The 18,636-nt window shown below is 51.8% G+C and carries 11 protein-coding genes; 1 reads left to right on the forward strand and 10 read right to left on the reverse strand.

Going from position 1 to position 18,636, the window contains the following annotated elements; translation table 11 throughout:
- The first annotated feature begins 83 nt into the window (after positions 1-83).
- Complete coding sequence (locus TRP66_RS16820) at positions 84-2,135, forward strand: glycosyltransferase family 2 protein (protein WP_333404803.1); 2,052 nt, start codon at positions 84-86, stop codon at positions 2,133-2,135.
- A 1,311-nt stretch (positions 2,136-3,446) separates the two neighbouring features.
- Here the strand turns inward: TRP66_RS16820 and TRP66_RS16825 are convergent.
- The 10 genes from TRP66_RS16825 to rfbC form a co-directional block, all read right to left on the reverse strand.
- Complete coding sequence (locus tag TRP66_RS16825; protein WP_333404805.1) at positions 3,447-5,606, reverse strand: glucosyltransferase domain-containing protein; 2,160 nt, start codon at positions 5,604-5,606, stop codon at positions 3,447-3,449.
- Between the two features lie 273 nt (positions 5,607-5,879).
- Positions 5,880-6,281: a GtrA family protein gene (locus TRP66_RS16830; RefSeq protein WP_333404807.1), complete on the reverse strand. Its 402-nt coding sequence runs from the start codon at positions 6,279-6,281 to the stop codon at positions 5,880-5,882.
- Between the two features lie 6 nt (positions 6,282-6,287).
- Positions 6,288-7,235 carry a WxcM-like domain-containing protein gene (locus tag TRP66_RS16835; protein WP_333404809.1) on the reverse strand — a complete coding sequence of 316 codons (948 nt, stop codon included), beginning with the start codon at positions 7,233-7,235 and terminating at the stop codon, positions 6,288-6,290.
- A complete protein-coding gene (locus tag TRP66_RS16840; RefSeq protein ID WP_333404811.1) occupies positions 7,222-8,172 on the reverse strand; it encodes a glycosyltransferase family 2 protein in 951 nt (316 codons plus the stop codon). The genes TRP66_RS16835 and TRP66_RS16840 overlap by 14 nt, the downstream gene beginning before the upstream one ends.
- Entirely contained in the window at positions 8,169-9,272 is a 1,104-nt protein-coding gene (locus TRP66_RS16845; RefSeq protein WP_333404813.1) for a DegT/DnrJ/EryC1/StrS family aminotransferase, read from the reverse strand. The genes TRP66_RS16840 and TRP66_RS16845 overlap by 4 nt, the downstream gene beginning before the upstream one ends.
- A gap of 14 nt (positions 9,273-9,286) precedes the next feature.
- Positions 9,287-11,164 (reverse strand): glycosyltransferase family 39 protein, encoded by a 1,878-nt coding sequence (locus TRP66_RS16850; protein ID WP_333404815.1) that lies wholly within the window; start codon positions 11,162-11,164, stop codon positions 9,287-9,289.
- Between the two features lie 60 nt (positions 11,165-11,224).
- On the reverse strand, positions 11,225-15,814 hold the full coding sequence (locus tag TRP66_RS16855) for a glycosyltransferase (protein WP_333404817.1): 4,590 nt from the start codon (positions 15,812-15,814) through the stop codon (positions 11,225-11,227).
- On the reverse strand, positions 15,807-17,171 hold the full coding sequence (locus tag TRP66_RS16860; RefSeq protein WP_333404819.1) for an ABC transporter ATP-binding protein: 1,365 nt from the start codon (positions 17,169-17,171) through the stop codon (positions 15,807-15,809). Before TRP66_RS16860 ends, TRP66_RS16855 begins: the two co-directional genes overlap by 8 nt.
- Positions 17,161-17,988, reverse strand: a complete 828-nt coding sequence (locus tag TRP66_RS16865) for an ABC transporter permease (RefSeq protein ID WP_333404821.1) — start codon at positions 17,986-17,988, stop codon at positions 17,161-17,163. Before TRP66_RS16865 ends, TRP66_RS16860 begins: the two co-directional genes overlap by 11 nt.
- Positions 17,988-18,533 carry a dTDP-4-dehydrorhamnose 3,5-epimerase gene (rfbC, locus tag TRP66_RS16870; RefSeq protein WP_333404823.1) on the reverse strand — a complete coding sequence of 182 codons (546 nt, stop codon included), beginning with the start codon at positions 18,531-18,533 and terminating at the stop codon, positions 17,988-17,990. Before rfbC ends, TRP66_RS16865 begins: the two co-directional genes overlap by 1 nt.
- Between the last annotated feature and the right edge of the window lie 103 nt (positions 18,534-18,636).

Here is an 18,636-nt window from a genome sequence, read left to right on the forward strand (position 1 = left end):
TGATTGGATGCGGGTAGCCGTTTTGCTGGGTTGCAAAGGGGCTAGCCGATAAGGAATTCGTTTCATTAAGAGGTCACCGAGTCATGCTTAAGCGTCTCCGCCACGAGAGCTCTCTTCAGAAAAAGCAATCCGCTGCAGCGTTAGAGGCATTGCAGCAGGAGTTAACCAGAAGAGAAGCGGCTCACAGGCAGGCCTTGATCGAGCGTGATACGCATATTCATAACTTGAATCTCACCATCAGAGAGCTTCAAGGCTCAACCAGCTGGAAAGTAACGTCGCCAATCAGAAAACTGGTCAGTGCCATCAGGCGTACGCTGGGTGGACAACATGCTCAACAGGACCTGGTTGCCGATGCACCAGGCCATGAACGGATCGCCGCTCCTGTGATGGCAGTCAATGACGCCATGGCCGTAGCTGAAGAGCCGCACTCGTACGCTCAGTGGGTCGAGCAGTTCGACACCGTGACGGACATTGATCGTCTCTGCATGTATGAAGAAATCGGCGCTTGGGAGCAGAAGCCGCTCTTGTCGATAATAATGCCCGTCTACAATCCTCCAATTGATATGCTTAAAGAAGCGATCGAAAGCATCCGACACCAGGTGTATTTCAATTGGGAACTGTGTATCGCAGACGATGCGTCTACCGATCATAGAGTCAAACTTTTTCTTGATCAGAGTGCGAAGTCGGATCATAGAATCAAAGTGTGCTATCGCGAAGAAAACGGACATATATGCAAAGCGACCAATTCGGCGCTTGATATGGCAACCGGAGAGTTTATTGTACTGATGGATAATGACGACATTATTCCAGAGCATGCTCTTTTCTGGGTTGCGAAGACTGTCAACCAGAATCCGGATGTGGCAGTGATGTATTCGGATGAGGACAAGATCGACGAGCAGGGAGCAAGATCTGCGCCTTACTTCAAAACTGACTGGAATCCTTACCTGTTCCGCTCACACAACATGATCAGCCACCTGGGCGTTTATCGTAGAGCGCTGGTTGAGAAGGTCGGCAGGTTTAGAACAGGTTTTGAGGGATCTCAGGACTATGACCTTGCGTTGCGTTGCGTTGAGCAGGTCGAAGCGAGTCAGATCAAACATATTCCGCGCGTTCTCTACCACTGGCGCATCCACGCTGGCAGCACAGCGATGTCCGGCGACGAGAAGCCGTATGCACAGCACGCCGGGCAAAGGGCTTTGGACGAACATCTCAAGCGGTCCGGGATAGCGGGACACGCTGAGTTGCTGGACTTTGGGATGTATAGGGTTCACTACGACCTGCCTGTGGCGAAGCCGCTGGTCAGCCTTATCATTCCGACCCGGAACGCGTACGAACTCGTCAAGCAATGTATCGAAAGTATCCGCCAGAAAACCACTTACCCCAACTATGAGATCATCCTGGTCGACAACGGATCAGACGACCCCCAGTCACTTCAATATTTTGAATTCCTGTCCAGACTGGACAACGTCAGCGTGATCCGTGATGAGGGTGAGTTCAACTACTCTGCCATCAACAACAACGCTGTCGAGCATGCAAAAGGCGAGCTGATCGGCCTGATCAACAATGATATCGAGGTCATCAATCCCGATTGGCTTGATGAAATGGTGTCACTGGCACTGCAGCCAAATGCTGGCGCGATCGGTGCCAGGCTTTGGTACCCCGACGACAGACTGCAGCACGGTGGCGTGATCATGGGGCCGCTGACCTTGGCCGGACATGCTCACAAGATGCTGCCCCGAGGGCATCACGGATATTTTGGAAGGGCGTCCTTGATACAAGGGATGGCGGCTGTCACCGCCGCGTGCCTGATCGTCAAGAAATCGATCTTCGAAGAGGTGGGTGGTCTGAACGCAAAAGAACTTAAAATTGCGTTCAACGATGTGGATCTGTGTCTGAAGATAATGGCCGCAGGGTACGAGAATATCTGGACGCCCAATGCGGATTTGTATCACCACGAGTCCGCAACACGGGGTTTTGAGGACACACCCGAAAAGATCAAGCGCTTCATCAGCGAAGTCGAATATATGCAGAGCAAGTGGAAGAAAATCATCGCTAATGATCCCTTCTACAACCCGAATCTGACGATTCTGGCGGAAGACTTTAGTGTCGCCTTTCCACCCCGTATCGCCAGCTAGTAAAAAGATCTGATTTATAGAAAATGAGGTGGCGCGTAAAGTTGATCTGATATCTTGTCCTGCGTCATGCGATGTCGGTGTGAGAATATCCCGCGCTACCTCTTTCTTTGTCATCTATTATCAGAAGTGCGATCCGGATACCAAATATATTGCTGGGCCTCTCATCGTGAACAATTTAAAACCTCCGTTCGGATTTCCGGCTTTACGACTAATGTAATCGCCGTCGTACGCCTTTTTCTTTTTTGCTATTTGCTATTTGCTATTTGCTTCGCCATAGGGTGTAGAGATTTGGCAAGTTATCGGTAAAAATCGCTAGAATTCCAGCGAAAAAACGGACCACATTAGCCGACTTGAAGCAGGGGCAGGGTTGACGTGGCGTCTGTTACCGTCGTAGGGCAGCTGCCTGGTCACAGGCTGACTCCTGCATCCTCGGCTGAGGCTAAGGTATCCGCATATTTGCGGCGCACACCTTAGCCTCTAAGTAAATAGCCAGAAACTTGGGCTCCAGTGGATCAAAGTTTTGGCCCCATAATGGTTGCCAGATGACTGTTGATACCCCACACCGCGCCTACTACGGTCGCCTGGATATATATAGTATCTAGAAAGTTCTTGCCGCAAAACGCTTGAGATCGGCCATAGCTTCCGGATCAATAGCTATGTACAAAGCTCATCTCGCTACAGCACGAATCAACATGCGTCCCAGGAACATGTGGCCTGCCAAGCTGACCGGCGGACTGAAGTGGCGCTTCTGTATTGGTGTGAAACGTTACCACCATGCCCCTCGAATGAATCTCCGCAGTCCGAAACCGTGCGCGCTAACTCTGTAACCGCGCTGGCGCTAGTCGTGACTATGTTTAGTCTGACGAGGCCATATTGTGCTTGTATGCTCATCAGTCGTTACGGCAGTTGCGGGAACGTTTTGAGGCGCAATACTAGCTGAGCCCGTACGACTCAGGAATCAAGTCAAAATGCAAAGGGATTAACGCGTTGCTACTCGATAATTTTGGTAAGGCACAAATGCCGCCAGAGCTACCGCTCTCGCGAATGTCACTGCGCTGCCGCGGGAATAAAAGTTTAACGGCATGGTCGTTCTGCGTAAACGAACGAGAAATATAATGTGGATTTACTGGGTATTGCCGCCTATTGGCTCGTAGAAAATCTAACGGCTTGCTATGGTCACTGCTGTCCACTCTATCAGCGAATCTGCCCATTGATGTTAGACTTTTCTAAGCTCTAAGCACTGTTGGGCAGATGTGACGCCGACAAATTTAGGTGCGCTTCATTTACATATCAGCAAAACGAAGCAGCAGATCAGGGCTGGTACGTTGCATGAACCGGATCTGGCTCCTTGCTAAGCCTAACAAGATAGCGTTCACCAACTTTTTTTACAGACCCAGCAGCTGGCCAGATAGGCATTTCTTTGAAGTTAGGTGTTAGAGCTATTCGTTCATCGGCAGATGGCGTAGATATATTTTCATAGCCCATTATCCTCATGAAGATGCTCATGCGTTCAATGTTACCATTGTCCCATGAGAAGAAAGAACCTTGCATTGTCGAAGACCAGCCATCCGCGTACAGATTGTTAACTGGCTTTTTACCATATATGTCTACCTCTACAGGAGTTGTCCGGTCAAAAGTGTCATCGAGCTCCCCTATCCGCCGGTAGATGTCGGCAGCGAGCATTCTATCGTGTGCTTGAGTGATGGTCGACGAAGCAATATATTGCGAGTTGGCACTAAGGAGCTGGATCTCATAAGCTGCTATCACTAGGCCAAAAATTAATACCGCGAGCGGGCGTTTGTAAGAGGCCGTAAGCAGGCATGCTAGCCAACTTACGTAAGCTACTCCAAGCATAGTGCGTAGTGGCAAGGGCAGGCCGCCCGATGCGAAATTGAGGCCGAAGGGGGTTATTAGTACCCCAGCCCATAAAGTAAGAAGGAGTACGCTTTTGCCTAGTTGTTTTGATGCCAGGCTAAGTGTAGCTATTATCATAATGAAATATGAAAGGCCGATGCTAGCGCCATAGCGCGTTGCGTTGCCGGTATATATGAGTTGCATCTCGGCTATCACCCCTGACAGTACTTCGGAGGGGCTGTTTAGCAGCGCATTAATATTTATAAAGTTTCCTAGGTATCCACTGTCGGCGGCGAGAGTTATCTGCGCTATTTTGTTTAGTGCGCTGTATAAGACAAAAGAAGCAATAACTAGAGCGAAGTTCTTAAAGAGGATTGCTAGTGTGCTCTTTGCAAGAGTGATGCTGTTTTGTTCAGAACGCTGCAGCTTTACGATGAGTGCCCCGCATACTAGGCTTGCATAGAGCAGTAACAGAGACTGATAAGCGCCAATGGCGCAAGCAAGCAAAATGCATATCAGAAAATTTTTAAGAATAGCATTCCTGAGCGAGTGGGAGAAAAGGTTATTTTTGAAGCTAAGATATATGCTGGAGCTTACAAATAGCGCGCCAAAAGCTAACGCAGGAATATTCGAATAAAACTCCGATATAAACCACCACGTTGGATAGGCGCAGAATATAGGATAAAGTAAATAACTCTTCCAGTCAGGTCTGCGGTCGTGCGCACGAAGAATTAGCGCATAAGAGAGCGCAAGAGATATAACCAGAAATATATAGGGAGCAAAAGGAATCGCCGACTGAGGAAACAGAAATTTCTCAACAAGGTAGACGAACCAGCGCCCTTGAGATACCCAAGCTGCAGGGTCTCGACGTACGGCAGCCATTTCATCATCAATAGACAGCGAGAGACTGGAAATGAAGTAGATGTACAGCAGTGAGCCGATCGCTGTTAGCACAGCGATTTCTTTGAAACTGAAGCTGTCGTTTCGTAGTGCGGATAAAATGTGGTGTATCCCTGCATCTGCATCCGCGAACTTTTTAAAAATAGGCTCTCTGAAAAAGAATGAGATTATAAAGAAGAGGGCTAAAATGAACCCTATAAAGGCACTGACGATGATTCTTTGTTTTCGTAGCCCGTCGAAGTCAAGCGATACGTTAATTTGAGGGTCGTTAGCAGCGGCGTCGGTGACAATGAGCGTTGCGTTATGTATTCGTTCGAACCGGGCAATTTGGTGCGCAGGGGTTAGAGTTAGACGATCTATTTCCAGCCGCTGGCCAAGTATGGATATATACGCATCCTTAAGTTCGATAGTACCTGCGCCGTATAATGGGTCCCATCTAAGATATGCATAGGAGCCTCTTAAGGGAAATGTGAGTTCGTTCGCTCCTGGACTGATGTGCTGCCAGGCGCTATTTTTTTGCTCGTAAGCGGGCGTCTCTCCAAAGAAGAGTTGCGACTCTCCTGAAGCTTTAGAGCTGACGTCAAGTACGAGCGACGCCCTGCTAATTGGTAAGTAAAAGCACAAGAGGCTGAAAATCAAACCTATAATTAGAAATGCACCGGTCCAAGCCGATAAAGAGTATGCCTTTGATGGGTTTTTATAGTGGGGTATGGTCACGTGCTGAGCCTGTAAATGCATCGGTGAGAGTCATGCGGCCGAATATCGTCAGTTAAATCCAAGCTTCTCAGTCTGATATGGTCGACGTTACTAAGCTTGATCTTAAATCTTTGAGCCACGCTGTGAATGTGATGGGTTCAAAGCGCGTTCAACATTCTTTAGGGAAGCACGCCTCAGGCAGGACTACGAATCTTCTAGTGGAGCAAATTCGGTTAAGCTCAAAGTATATTAGGCTGGACAAGTTTGAAGTCGGAGAAACGCTGTGTGTCAAGGTCATTTATGCAAAGCCCTATTTGAAAATGCCAGTTTTGAAAGCGCGAAGGTTATCGGAAGCGTTATCGCTATTGCCACTAGCGGAGCGATCTGGGGACTGAGGTTCAATTTATCAATCCAGATCCATATAAGAAATAGCCCTACGCAATATTGAGCTCCATAAATAACCGGAAGAGACAGTACGGACTTGATTCCTTTATGGCTTTTGAATACAAAGTACCTGTTCAGAAGGTACGCTAATAAAATTCCAAAGACATAGGATATGGTATAACTCAATTTGTAGTCTAATACTAATATCAGTAGCAGATATATTCCATATGTCAGGCCGGTATTGAACCCGCCTGACAGCAGGAATCGGGCAATATCCTGTTTAAGTGTTCTAGATATGACCGAAAATTTCATGCGAGCTTAGTCTGTCTCTTTAATCAAGGATTTGAACTCGTCATAGTTTCGAATGTAGTCTTGAGCGTCGTAATAGTGAGAGGCAAAGACTAGCAACACAGCGTCTGATGAGTAGCGATACTGGATGCCCCATGTCATAGGAGGCAGATGTACGCCGAGGTTGGGCTTGTCCAGAACGAACTCTTCGCGGTTCCTCCCGTCGTCTGCTACGACATGCACCGAACCTTTTACCGCGACCAGGAACTGATGGCAGAGACGATGCGCATGCTCGCCTCGCGTTTCGGCTGTGGGTACGTCATAGACGAGGAAGTAACGCTCGCATTTGAAAGGAACAGAGCGCTCGAATTCACCGGCCGACAGGCTGCCACGGATGTCCGTCACTTCGTTCATCGTGTGCAGCGTGACGTTCTTGACGGACGTTGGTATCACGCCGGGCGCGGTCTGCTGTCCGGACTCGGCAGTTCCTGCAACAGGTTTGGCATCAACGTAACCGATAATCTTTGCAGGGTTGCCCACTACGATCGCATTGGGCGGAACAGAGCGGGTTACCACTGCCCCAGCACCCACCATCGCATTGATGCCGATAGTGATCCCAGGCAGGATCGTGCAGTTCGCGCCCAAGGAGGCGCCTTTGCGAATGATCGTGCGTGCAAAGGTTTGCGGATATACCTTGCTGCGAGGGAACAGGTCGTTAGTGAAGGTTGCGTTCGGTCCGATGAAAACATCGTCTTCAATGGTGATGCCATCCCAGACCTGTACGCCGCATTTCAGCGTTACACGGTCACCAATGACGACATCATTTTCGATAAAAACGTTGTCGCAGACATTGCACTCGGTGCCCAGGCGCGCGCCAGGCAATACATGTGCAAAGGCCCAGACCCTCGAATCCTTACCAATGTTCTCAGACTCGCATAGGGCGTGGCTATGAACAAAGAAATCCTTACCGCTGCTCATTTTTTTCTCCAAACCCTTCTACCCGCATTGGGATCGCCAAGGGTCGATTCTTAGTGTTTTCATAAGTGCGCCACGCATAGGAACCAACGATCCCCAAGCCCAAAAGATTCAGGGACCCGAGGAAAGTGATGGTCAGCATGATCATCGCATAGCCGGGTACGTCGATCATCCCCTCGATCTTGGCGACCAAGGTAAACACACCGAAGATCGCCGCCAATACCGATCCGAACGCCCCCACACGGGTCAGGAGCCGGATCGGCATGTCTGTGAACGAGAACACGCTGTCCATCAGATAATTGATCTTCTTGCGAAGGGTCCACGCAGAGGTTCCATGCACGCGCTCCTGACGCGTATAGGTAACTATCTCGCGACGGTAACCCATCCAGAAAATCTGGGCGATCAGAGAACTGTGCCGCTCCTCAAGCGTCAGCAGCGTATCGCGAAAGGCTTTGTTGCAGGCGAACATGTCCACACCGCCCGGAGGAAGCTCCGGTATCACGTATCGACGGTAAAAGCCCCAGAAGAGTCTGGAAGCAGTGCGCGTCGCCCATGGGTCTCGACGCGCCTCGCGCACGCCGACAACCACGTCGGCGTTACCGCGGGTCAAAACCCTGTTCATTTCGAGGACCAGCTCAGGCGGTTCCTGCAGATCCGCAGCCATGACGGCGAACCGATCACCGGTTCCGTGCTGGAGGCCTGTACGAATCGCCATGAACGAACCGAAGTTTCGCGACAGCAAAATCAGCTTTGAGCGGAATGTCTGGAGAGGCAGCTGTTCCCTGAGTACTTCGTAACAGCGGTCAGGACTGCCGTCTACCACGAACACCACTTCAAGAGCACTTTCCAGCTCTGTGTCCAGAGCGGTGACCGCCTTTAGCAGGTCTGGAAGATTACTTTCGTTGCGATAGACAGGAATGACCAACGTCAGCAAAGTCATATCTCCTCGGAAAAATAGGCCGTGACAGCGGCAATGACGCGATCCACCTCATCATCGCCCAGACCCGGGAAGCAAGGCAGCGATATGACGGTTTCGCATGCTTGTTCAGTGACTGCCAGGGTTAATGCTGAGGCTTGAGGGTAGCCAGGCTGCTTATGGTCAGCGATAGGGTAGTGGATATCAGTGCTGACTGCCCGGTTCTTGAGCGCGGCGGCAAACGCTGCCCTGTCTTTGACGCGTACCACATAAAGATGGGCTACGTAATCTTCTGCCACGGAGCATGGCAATTGCATGTCAAAGCCGGCAAAAGCCGCACTGTAACGCTGAGCGATTGAACGACGTTGTTCATTCCAGCTATCAAGCAAGGGCAATTTGATACGGAGAATCGCCGCCTGCATTTCGTCCAGGCGGCTGTTACGGCCACCAGGTACAGCGATGCGGTACTTCTGATCCCATCCGTATTGTCGCAATTGGCGGATACGCGCGGCTAAAGCATCGTCATTAGTGACTACTGCTCCGCCATCACCCAGAGCGCCAAGATTCTTCGTTGGGTAAAAGCTGAAACAGGCGATCGTTCCGAAGCTGCCAGCTTGTTTGCCATTGCGACGCGCACCATGGGACTGGGCGCAGTCTTCAAGAACCGGAATGCCTGCAGAGGAGGCGACTTTAACGATTTCCTCGATGTTCGCCAGCTGGCCGTATAGGTGCGTGACGATAACTACCGAAGGCTTCGATTCGGCTATTACTGCTGCCAGCGATTTTGGGCAGAGCGTCAGTGTATCCGGATCGACTTCCGCATACACCGGGTCTGCGCCGACTGCATGAATGGCGGTGCTCCCGTAGAAACCAGCATTGGCAACCGCCACGACACGACTGGCCACCCCGACACCCAGCCCCTTGAGCGCCAACTCAAGCGCATCCGAGCCATTCGCAACGCTCACGCAGTTGGACACGCCTACATAAGCGGCAAATTCCTCTTCGAACGCCTTGACTTCGCTCCCCAGAACGTACCAGTGGCTGTCCAGGACTGCCTTCAAAGGCGACAGGAAGTCTAGACCGGCATTGGCTTTGACGGCCGAAAAAAGCGGGATGTTTTCCATTGAGATACCCATGATCAGTGAGCCGAATGCCCGATGGATTCACATACATCAGGCATTGCGAAAATTTTAAAGGTCGAGCTGACGGCATACAGTTTCAGACTGCATTCTTCAGACGTAGCGGCGAGAGGGATAGTACCATTGAAGCCGGTACGGAGCGCTGGGCTGAATCCAACGGCTTTGGCAACATCCGGCCGGCTTACGTCCACAGCAACTGCTCCGGCAATCTTTCCTGCCTCTATGGCAATCACATACGAAGGAGCACCGTTCGATTGATCTATGTATGTCCATCCGCGCAAAAGCAGGCCGTCGGCAGTTATAGCGAGCGCATCGTAATATCCGATGACCGATGCCTGCCCCGAAGGCACGCTTAACATAAGTTTATCGTTGACGAACTGCAGTCGCTCCACGAGATGTTTGGCGTCTATCGTTCTCGGAATAAGCTCGCGTGCTGCATCGCTTGCCAGGACAGCACTGGCAACAGGGCGGCCGATGGCCGATTTCTGAATGTTGGCGGGAGAGAGCGTGTTTAGAGACCAGGCCAACAGGTTCGTCCAAGCCATCCAGCAGGCAACGATGGTCAGCAACACGATATGAAGTTTCGCAGTTTTCGGAGTGCAAGCAGTGAGGATAGCGCTTTTGTAGCGGACCTGATAGGTAAGCGCAATAGCTGCAAGAATCATCATGAACGGAATCGTGACGAAGAGGTAGCGACCTTGCGGCTGTGGCAATGATTTTTGAGAGGCTATCAGGCTTAATATTATGATGGACGGGAACAGACCGAGCGTCATTAGCAACGGCAGCAGGTTACGTAGCAAAAAGTCGCTGGTGTTCTGGTAGAAATAGCTGCGCACCGTGTTGCCTATGGCGCCGAGTGTAAAAGCTATCAGAATTATTGCCGCGCCTATGTAATAAGGTGCCGGAATATAAACGTTCATCCACCCAGTAACCGAGAAGTAGCTATGTAGCGCCACACTTAGCCAAGGCTGAATGGTTTCTATATTGAAGAAATGCTCGGGGCACGCAAAATAACAAGTACCGAAATTGATAGCCGGATTGGCTTTGTGTATTGCTACGAAAGCCATTTGACCAGAAATACCAGATATTTCTCCAAATTTTAGGTAGGTAATTATCAGCATTGGTGCGCAGATAATCATACAGGCAATCAACATCGTGGGGGTTAGAGCTGCCAGATTCCTGTTGCGGATCCAGTAATGCGCTAACAGCATCACGAGAATGAAAACCACGGCAGGCAACATGTACAACTTGGCCATGAATAGAAGGCCTAACGACGCACCCAGATGCATGGCGGTAATTTTATTTGAATTTTTCAGAAAGCCGAAGAGCGTGCTCAAGCTCAGGGCGATGCTCATGAGGCCATATGCATCACTGTTGAAGTAGGAGAATACGAACGAGACTTGAGGGATGAGGGATATGATGGCTGCCGTCAGAGCGGCTGCCTGTTTCGGTAGGCCTGCGTGTATTCCGATACGAAACAAGGCGCAGACAAACACTGCCCCCATCAGCCAATTGCAGCTTCGTGCGGCAAGATAGCCAAATTCGGTTGGCATTATCCAACCGAATCCATATGAAGTGCCGAGTGCAGCGAGTACGTGTGGAAATGGCAGTCCGTGATACCAGAAGTCACCCGGATGCCATGTGTAGCCCGAAATGCTTCCGGTGAACGCGTGTACAGGTTCCGCGACGTCGGGCAATGAGTGGTAGGTTTTCAGATACTCCAGCAGAAAAAAATGGGTCGACTCATCAGGGGCTCCGTGAAACACGATGCCTACTGACCAGAACGCTACAATCAGAAAGTACGCGACCCCTAGTACGGCTTGATACCGCCCTATAGTCCAACCCGTCTCCATATCTTCGGGTTTACGCTCAGACACGAATACGCCCTCGACCATTAATGTGTGCGGCAGTGAAAGCCATTGAATGGATGGGGGGGCTCATATCTTGCTCCTTGATGGCCAAGCCAGGCTGAAATCTTCTCGGTCCAGGGTTAGATTTGGACTATATGCGTAATCGTCCAGAATATTCGGCCACCGCGACTTCATATACTGGATTTCCTCTGCGAAACGGGCCTGTTTTTCTGCTGTGTCCTCGACACCGCGAGTTGCCGATTCGTGATGGTACAACTCTGCATAAGGTGTCCAGACGTTCACATAACCGGCTTCCTGAACTTTAAGGCAAAAGTCTACGTCATTGAATGCGATCTTGAGATGATTTTCGTTGAGGCCGTCAACTTCCTCGAAGACCGATTTCTTGACGATCAGGCAGGCTGCCGTGACCGCCGAGAATTCCTGGATCAGCTCTCCCCTGCAAAAGTACCCTGGTGCGCCTTTGGGAAGGTATTTATGGGAATGCCCGGCGACGCCGCCTAATCCGACGATGATGCCGCCGTGCTGCAGACGGTCGTCTGGATACCACAGCCTGGCACCCACGGCGCCTACCTGCGGTTGCAGTGCGATAGAGACCATCTCATCCAGCCAGCCCGGGCTGATCACCTCGATATCGTTATTGATCAGACCGATCAACTCACCCTGGGCCATCTGAACGGCGCGGTTGTTGAGCGCTGAGTAGTTGAACGGCCCGTCGTCGCGAAGCACGCGAATCCGTTCTTCCTGGTTCAGTAGGGCAAAATACTCCAGCGAATCAGGATCGTCAGAGCCGTTGTCGATCAGAATGATTTCGTAGTGCGGGTAAGTAGTCAGGTTCCTGATACTGTCTACGCATTGCTTGACCAAACCATGGGCGTTCCGCGTCGGTATGACTAGGCTGACCAAGGGCAGGACGTTTGGCAGAGTATATCGGACCCTGTACATGCCCAGCGGTAACAGCTCGGCGGTGCCGATACCACCTTTGCGTTGCAGATGATCGTCTAGCGCTCTTACGCCTGCCAGAGCGGCATAGGGCTTTTCATCGCCTCCTAACGCGGTACTACCAGCATGTATGCGCCAGTGATAGAGCACGTGGGGAATATGTACGATCTGGCGGCGATCCAGTGCGTCAGCGCAGCGCAGTGCTAGGTCATAATCCTGTGCGCCCTCATACCCTTCCCTGAACTGGCCCACCTGCTCAACAAGGGTTCGCCGGTACGCAGCAAGATGGCAAATCACATTCTGGGATCTGAACAGAAACTCGTTCCAGTCCGGTTTGAAGTAGGGAGCGCTGCGCACCCCATTGATATCGACTTTGTCTTCGTCTGAGTAGATCAAGCCCGCGTCCGGGTTCTCACGAATGGCTCTCGCGACGCAATAAAGCGCGTGACTGGCAAGCAGATCATCGTTGTCCATTAACGCAATGTACTGACCCTGGGCCAGCGCCAGGGCGGAATTGCTCGCCTGCACAATGTGACCGTTTGACTCGCGGAAAACCACTTTCACCCGGTTTTCCTGGACTGTCAGGTCTCGCAGATAATTTTTGACTTCCGGGTCGCTGGAAGCGTCATCCGCTATACACAATTCCCAATGTGGATAAAGCTGAGCCCGAACGCTTTCAACGGCTTCCATCAGCAGATCTATAGGAGGATTGTAAACGGGCATGATGACCGATATAAGCGGCGCGTCATCCCACGACGCTACGTCGTTTTTGATTCCCTCAATACGAGCGTCGTCGAGGGTGTCGTAATTCTTGATCCATAGGCCATAGTCATGGCGATCCGGAACCTCAGGCGTTCCAGCGGGCATGTTATGAACCCATCGAGCTTGCGCAATGACCCCTGAGATACCCTGAGATCGCCAGACTTCCAGAGCCTTCCTTGTTGTGCTGACAACGCCACCCCCGCGTCGAATTATGCTGCGCAATGACGCTGCGATTCGTTTTGCTCGATATGCGGCTCTCGCGAGGCGTCTAAGCGGGGCGGTAATCTTCCAGCTGTAAGATGACTGCAGGGCACTGAGACCGAGGTTCAGCTCGTCGATCTGCGTGTCTTTGTGGGCTAGATTACGATGCTCGCGATCTTGCGAATACAGCCTTTCCACCTGCAGCTCGGCGATCTCCTGCCGGTGCCTTTCCCTGAGTTCCAGATTTTCCGCTTCAATATCTGCCAAGGCCGTACGATGTCGTTCTTGCTGTGCCAGGTATTCGGACCTGAGTTCGGTGAGCGCCATCCGATGATTTTCTAAAACGATCGAATGTTCGGCCTGAATGGCCGCGAGCTCAGAACTATGGCGGTCTTCGACGTCCATCAGATCACGGCGGTCATTCTCTTTGATTGCCTGCGTTTCGGCTTGAAGCTCTGCGAGCGTTCTCCGATGACTTTCATGCGCAGATCGGTTTGTAGCTTCCAGTTCTGCGATCGCAAGACGGTGGCTCTCGAGTGCCGCTTCGTTGGCCATTTTTATTGCTTGAAGGGCTTGCAGGCCGTTCGAGCCCGCGTCAGAGGTAGACTCCAGAGCAAGCTTGAGTTCTTCTTCCTGTCGATGCAGCCTTTCGGCGACGTCGCTTTCTGATAACAAGGTGAACGATATCTGTACCTTGAATGACTGGCTATTGGCCAAAGAGCGAATATCAAGAGGAAGAACGAAATGAGGATCCTCGTTCAGCGCCATGTATAAAGTGCCACCGGCGCCGCTGCAGAATGCAGTCGTTCCGGCGGGGGCCAACGGTGCTTCGGATCGGGCATCCCAAGCCCATACCGCAGTATTATCGATGTGGATTTTTATCGTCTCGACCGAAAACGATTGTCGAGTGTTTGTCGGGTCGAATCTCAGTGCACCACACTTCGCTGTCGCAGGAACCGAAAATATAAGCGTCTGATGGCCGTCATGCACCTGCTGACTTTTGGTACGCTGCTCTGAGAAAGCCCCGTCTGCATCGCCATAATAAAGAGTCGCAAGTTTTGGCTCTTCGTCCGTCATTGAACCGAGCTTTGGAATAGTTGCTTCAGGCGACCAGTCAACAAAGGTAATGGCTGGCCGCCCTGTAACCTTCTCCTGGAACGTTGCTTCGATGACCGCGTAGCGGTTCAGCTCCTCTTCGGTTACGACAAGCCCAGCGCTCTGCATAAGCTGGATGATAAAATCGCGCCGACAGATCATGGTGCCAGTCGCATAAAACGGTGACGCGCTTGCGATGAGCAACAATAGCGCCCGCGTGAGCAAATGTCCGAGCTCAATGCCTCCCACCATCTCCCACTCGATATCTATGAGGTTCGGTTTCCCTTGCTCGTCGATCACGATGTTATGAGGGACTGCGTCAATATAATGGGCCGGTAGCAGAGCTTCGATCCGGTCGAGAACTGCAGAATGTCCTTCTAAAGCTAGTAAATAGCTCAAATGACTCAGGTAGTTTGAAAGAAATGGCGTAAATGTTTCGACATTCCAGTCTCGGGTCGTGGAGGCTTCCAGGAAAGCCGAACTAAAAAGCGTGCCCTTGGCGTATCCATGTGATTCGGGGAGGATGAATCGGAAACCGCTCTCGTCAGTTTTTGCACCCGAGCCTCCCCCAATCCGCTGGTACTGAACTTCTATCCCGGCAGCAGTCTGGACAAATATCGACGCTTTGCAAAATGCGGCGGTTCGGCTCGTACTATAGTGGTAGCCTAACACGTCCTTCGGGACGACCTCTTCTCGCGTGCGTGACGCAACGACAAGAAATGAGTTGGCCAGATGCATGCCCAGATCGTTGTCGATAACTACGGGCCAAGCCTTTTCAAGATTGAAGGTTGTATTGGCCGGCAGTTGAGGGTCTTTTCGCGTGTTCTGAGAGGCCAGGGCGGCCGCATCGAAGTCGGGAGAAGTGAAGCCGCTTTCGGTGATAAGCGAATTTGGTATTTTGTAATCGGGATACGGTGATAGGAAGCTTGATGAAGCAAATCCTGCGCGACTTACCAGTGCTTCAAGCTCTCGCTTTCCAAAAGTCTTTGGCTGGCGATCTACATAACGACCTTCGATGCCGTACATGGATATGCCCAGATGATCTTCAGGGGCGCCTGCAAAGTACTTGAGACCGAGCTGGTTTTCGATGGCAATAAAAAGCCGGCCGTCAGGTTTAAGTAAGCCCAAGATCCGCTTCAGCATGCCGTATGCCGGATCAGCATCGGCGCTAAACATGCTTGCATACTCTAGCACCCCGATCAGGGTGACGACGTCAAACTGGTGCTCAGTTTCGAAATCATCAAATCTTTCCGCCAGAACGGTGACATTGGCCAGGTCACGGGTTCTGCTTGCGGCGATCGCCGCACGGCGCGGGCTTCCTTCCAAGGACAGTACATTGGCCCCGACTTCGCCCAAGTACCGGCTGATCGCTCCGCATCCTGCGCCAATTTCCAGAACACTTTTACCGTCAAGCAAATTCTCAAATGGTCGGAAGATGTTACCGCGGCTCGACGACAGGTGGTACAACTTGGGCCAATCAGTACAGTACTGAGTGAGCTCGCTGGAAAAGACTGAAACATCACCTGCGTCGCGGACGATCCTCGCCAGCTCGTTTTCAGACGCGTCTCCGTCGCTGTATGCGATACCTTCATAGTCGGCGCGGACCCAGACCCCTGAGGTTGTATCGTAAATATATCCGCACTTATCCAGTTCAAACATCAACGGTTACCGGTTCAATGTCTATAGAGGCGCCGAGGTCGATCAGGCCGAGCAATTTTGGCGTCGGCTCTACAACAAAGTGTATTGAGTCATAACGCCGATCGTGGGGCACGATGTCCTCTCCCTGGCGAGAGGCGATTCCGATAGAGATGAAGTAATCCCCGGTCGCCAGTGCGTTTTTAAATGTCAGGCAAGCTTTCGCTCTGGAACCCGGAGAGCCGACCGAGCCGGTTTCGCTGCATCCGAGCATGTAGGAGTTAGTGCCATAAACCGTCACGCCCTCCTTGGTTTTGATAGTAAATCCGATGATTGGGTTGACAACCATTTGATGGAACGTCATCGCCACCTGGAGAGTGACCAGTTCCCCGGATTCCATACTTGGAGGATACTCGCGACCCGATGCCGTCATATGAAAATCAAGAAGGGCTGCAGCTCCATCCCCCCAGCGATATTCGTGAGGATTGTAACCGGGGCGTTCAGCGTAAGTGTCCACGTCGAAGCGCAGCACTTCTTGGTCAGGCACTGAAGGTAGACCCTCGACGCGTTCGGCTTCTGCGAGGTCAAGACTTTTTTCAGTAACAGGGCTTTTGTCTCTTCCGAACAGCAGGTCGGTATAGCGGTTGATCACTGGCCGTGACTCACCAATCATCTCGATTTTACTTTTTTCGAGAAGGAGGGCGCGGGTGCAGTGGGTTACCACCTGTTCGCTGGAGTGGGTCACCAACAGGATGCTGGTACCATTTTCCTTCAAATGCCTAAGGCGCTCGAAACACTTTGCCTGAAATCGAGCGTCACCGACCGAGAGCGCTTCATCTACCACGAGGATTTCAGGATCGACTTGAGCTTGTACAGCAAACGCCAGGCGCACAGCCATACCGCTGGAATATGCCTTTACCGGCTGGTCGAGAAACTCGCCAATATCGGCAAACCCAGCAATCGCGTCGAATCGCTCGTCCACCTCGTCGCGACTCAGTCCTAACACTGCGGCGTTCAGGTACACGTTCTCACGGCCAGTAAATTCCGGGTTAAAGCCTGATCCGAGCTCAAGCAACGCGGCAACACGACCACGCGTTTCGATCTGGCCCAGCGTCGGACTAAGAGTGCCGCAAATAATCTGGAGCAGCGTGGACTTGCCTGATCCGTTGCGCCCGACGATGCCGACAGTTTCTCCTTTGTTGACATCGAAACTGATGTCACGCAGCGCCCAGAACTCTTTCCCATAGGTTGTTTGATCTTGTCCCGACCAGCGCTGGAGGCGCGGCACGATTGCCTGCTTGAGACGATCGCGTGGCTTGTCATAGGTGTAGAAGCACTTCGAGACGTTCTTGACGCTGATAACAGGTTGGTCAGATGACATCAGCGAATCCCTTACGCGTCTTTTGGAAGAACCAGAAACCCATTACAGCCATGACGAGGCTGATTAGCAGCGCTACTCCCCAATCCGACCAGTCAGGCATGCCGCCAAACAGCAGCACATTACGGCTTTCTTCGATGATGTAAGTCAAAGGGTTCAGCTGTAACCAAGGGCGATACGCTTCAGGGAGCGCAGCCATGGGGTAGAGAACGGGAGAGAGGAACAGAAGAACAGTGGTCAGGACTGTGATGACCTGACCCACGTCTCGCAGGTACACCCCCAATGAGGCGAGTAACCAGCAGACCCCCAGGGTTCCAAGGATGAGCGGCAGCAAGACCAGCGGAAAGAGCAAAGAGGTCCAGTAAAGCGTGTTCAGGATCAATAGCTGCGCCGCGACAAGCACCAATAGACTCACGCAGCTGTGAAACAACGCTGATCCAAGCGTAATGACCGGAAGAATTTCCAGCGGGAAAACGACCTTCTTTACGTAGTTGCTATTGGCCATTACTAGGGAGGGTGCCCGATTGGCGCATTCGGCAAAGAGGCCATGCACGATCATTCCGACGAATAGCAAAATGGCAAAGCCGCCTTTGCCAGTGTCCACACCTACCCATCGCGCGCTGAAAATTTCCGAGAACACGAACGTATAAACCGCAAGCATCAAAACCGGGTTAAAGAAAGACCAGGTCAAGCCCATCACAGAGCCACGGTAGCGCCCGATGACTTCACGCTTCGTCATCTGTGCAATGAGTGACCGGTTCGTCCATAGGCTGGATGCCAGCGTTACGGGACCAGCAGATGGCGTTGAGTGAGGATTCACTAAGCAAACACCTCTGCATTTTCAAAAGTCACCGCTTTCTGATCTTTACCAGACAGTGTCGGCTCGTCGTCTATCGGCCAGTCAATACCGATAGTCGGGTCGTTCCATGCCAGGCTCCGCTCATGCTCGGGCGCCCAGTAATCGGTAGTCTTGTAAAGAAACTCAGCGCTCTCCGACAGCACGATAAAGCCATGAGCGAAGCCTTCGGGGATCCAGAGCTGCTTCTTGTTTTCAGCAGTGAGGTGAACACCGACCCATTTACCGAAGGTCGACGAACTCTTTCGCAGATCGACCGCCACATCGAACACCTCTCCCTGGGTCACTCTGACGAGCTTTCCCTGAGCCTGCTGGATCTGATAATGCAAACCTCGCAGGACGCCTCGTACCGAGCGAGAGTGGTTATCCTGGACAAAGCGCACCGAGTGGCCGACTGCCTCCTCGAATATCCGCTCATTGAAGCTCTCGAAAAAGAATCCGCGATCATCGCCGAATACCTTAGGTTCGAACACGATGACGTCCGGGATGGCGAGGCGTGTAGCATTCATATGTACGTATCTCCGAAATGCTGATCCAGGTGGCCATATCTGACCTAAACCCGCACAGGCCTTTCCCCATGGTGAGGCCTGCTTATGTAACCGGCGGCTTTCG

Source organism: Pseudomonas sp. JDS28PS106 (assembly GCF_036706555.1).
In the GTDB taxonomy this organism is placed as follows: Bacteria; Pseudomonadota; Gammaproteobacteria; order Pseudomonadales; family Pseudomonadaceae; genus Aquipseudomonas.

Coding starts and splice junctions, on each gene's coding strand:
- TRP66_RS16820 (WP_333404803.1), top strand. CDS start 84: ATGCTTAAGCGTCTCCGCCACGAGAGCTCTCTTCAGAAAAAGCAATCC.
- TRP66_RS16830 (WP_333404807.1), bottom strand. CDS start 6,281: ATGAAATTTTCGGTCATATCTAGAACACTTAAACAGGATATTGCCCGA.
- TRP66_RS16835 (WP_333404809.1), bottom strand. CDS start 7,235: ATGAGCAGCGGTAAGGATTTCTTTGTTCATAGCCACGCCCTATGCGAG.
- TRP66_RS16840 (WP_333404811.1), bottom strand. CDS start 8,172: ATGACTTTGCTGACGTTGGTCATTCCTGTCTATCGCAACGAAAGTAAT.
- TRP66_RS16845 (WP_333404813.1), bottom strand. CDS start 9,272: ATGGAAAACATCCCGCTTTTTTCGGCCGTCAAAGCCAATGCCGGTCTA.
- TRP66_RS16855 (WP_333404817.1), bottom strand. CDS start 15,814: ATGTTTGAACTGGATAAGTGCGGATATATTTACGATACAACCTCAGGG.
- TRP66_RS16860 (WP_333404819.1), bottom strand. CDS start 17,171: ATGTCATCTGACCAACCTGTTATCAGCGTCAAGAACGTCTCGAAGTGC.
- rfbC (WP_333404823.1), bottom strand. CDS start 18,533: ATGAATGCTACACGCCTCGCCATCCCGGACGTCATCGTGTTCGAACCT.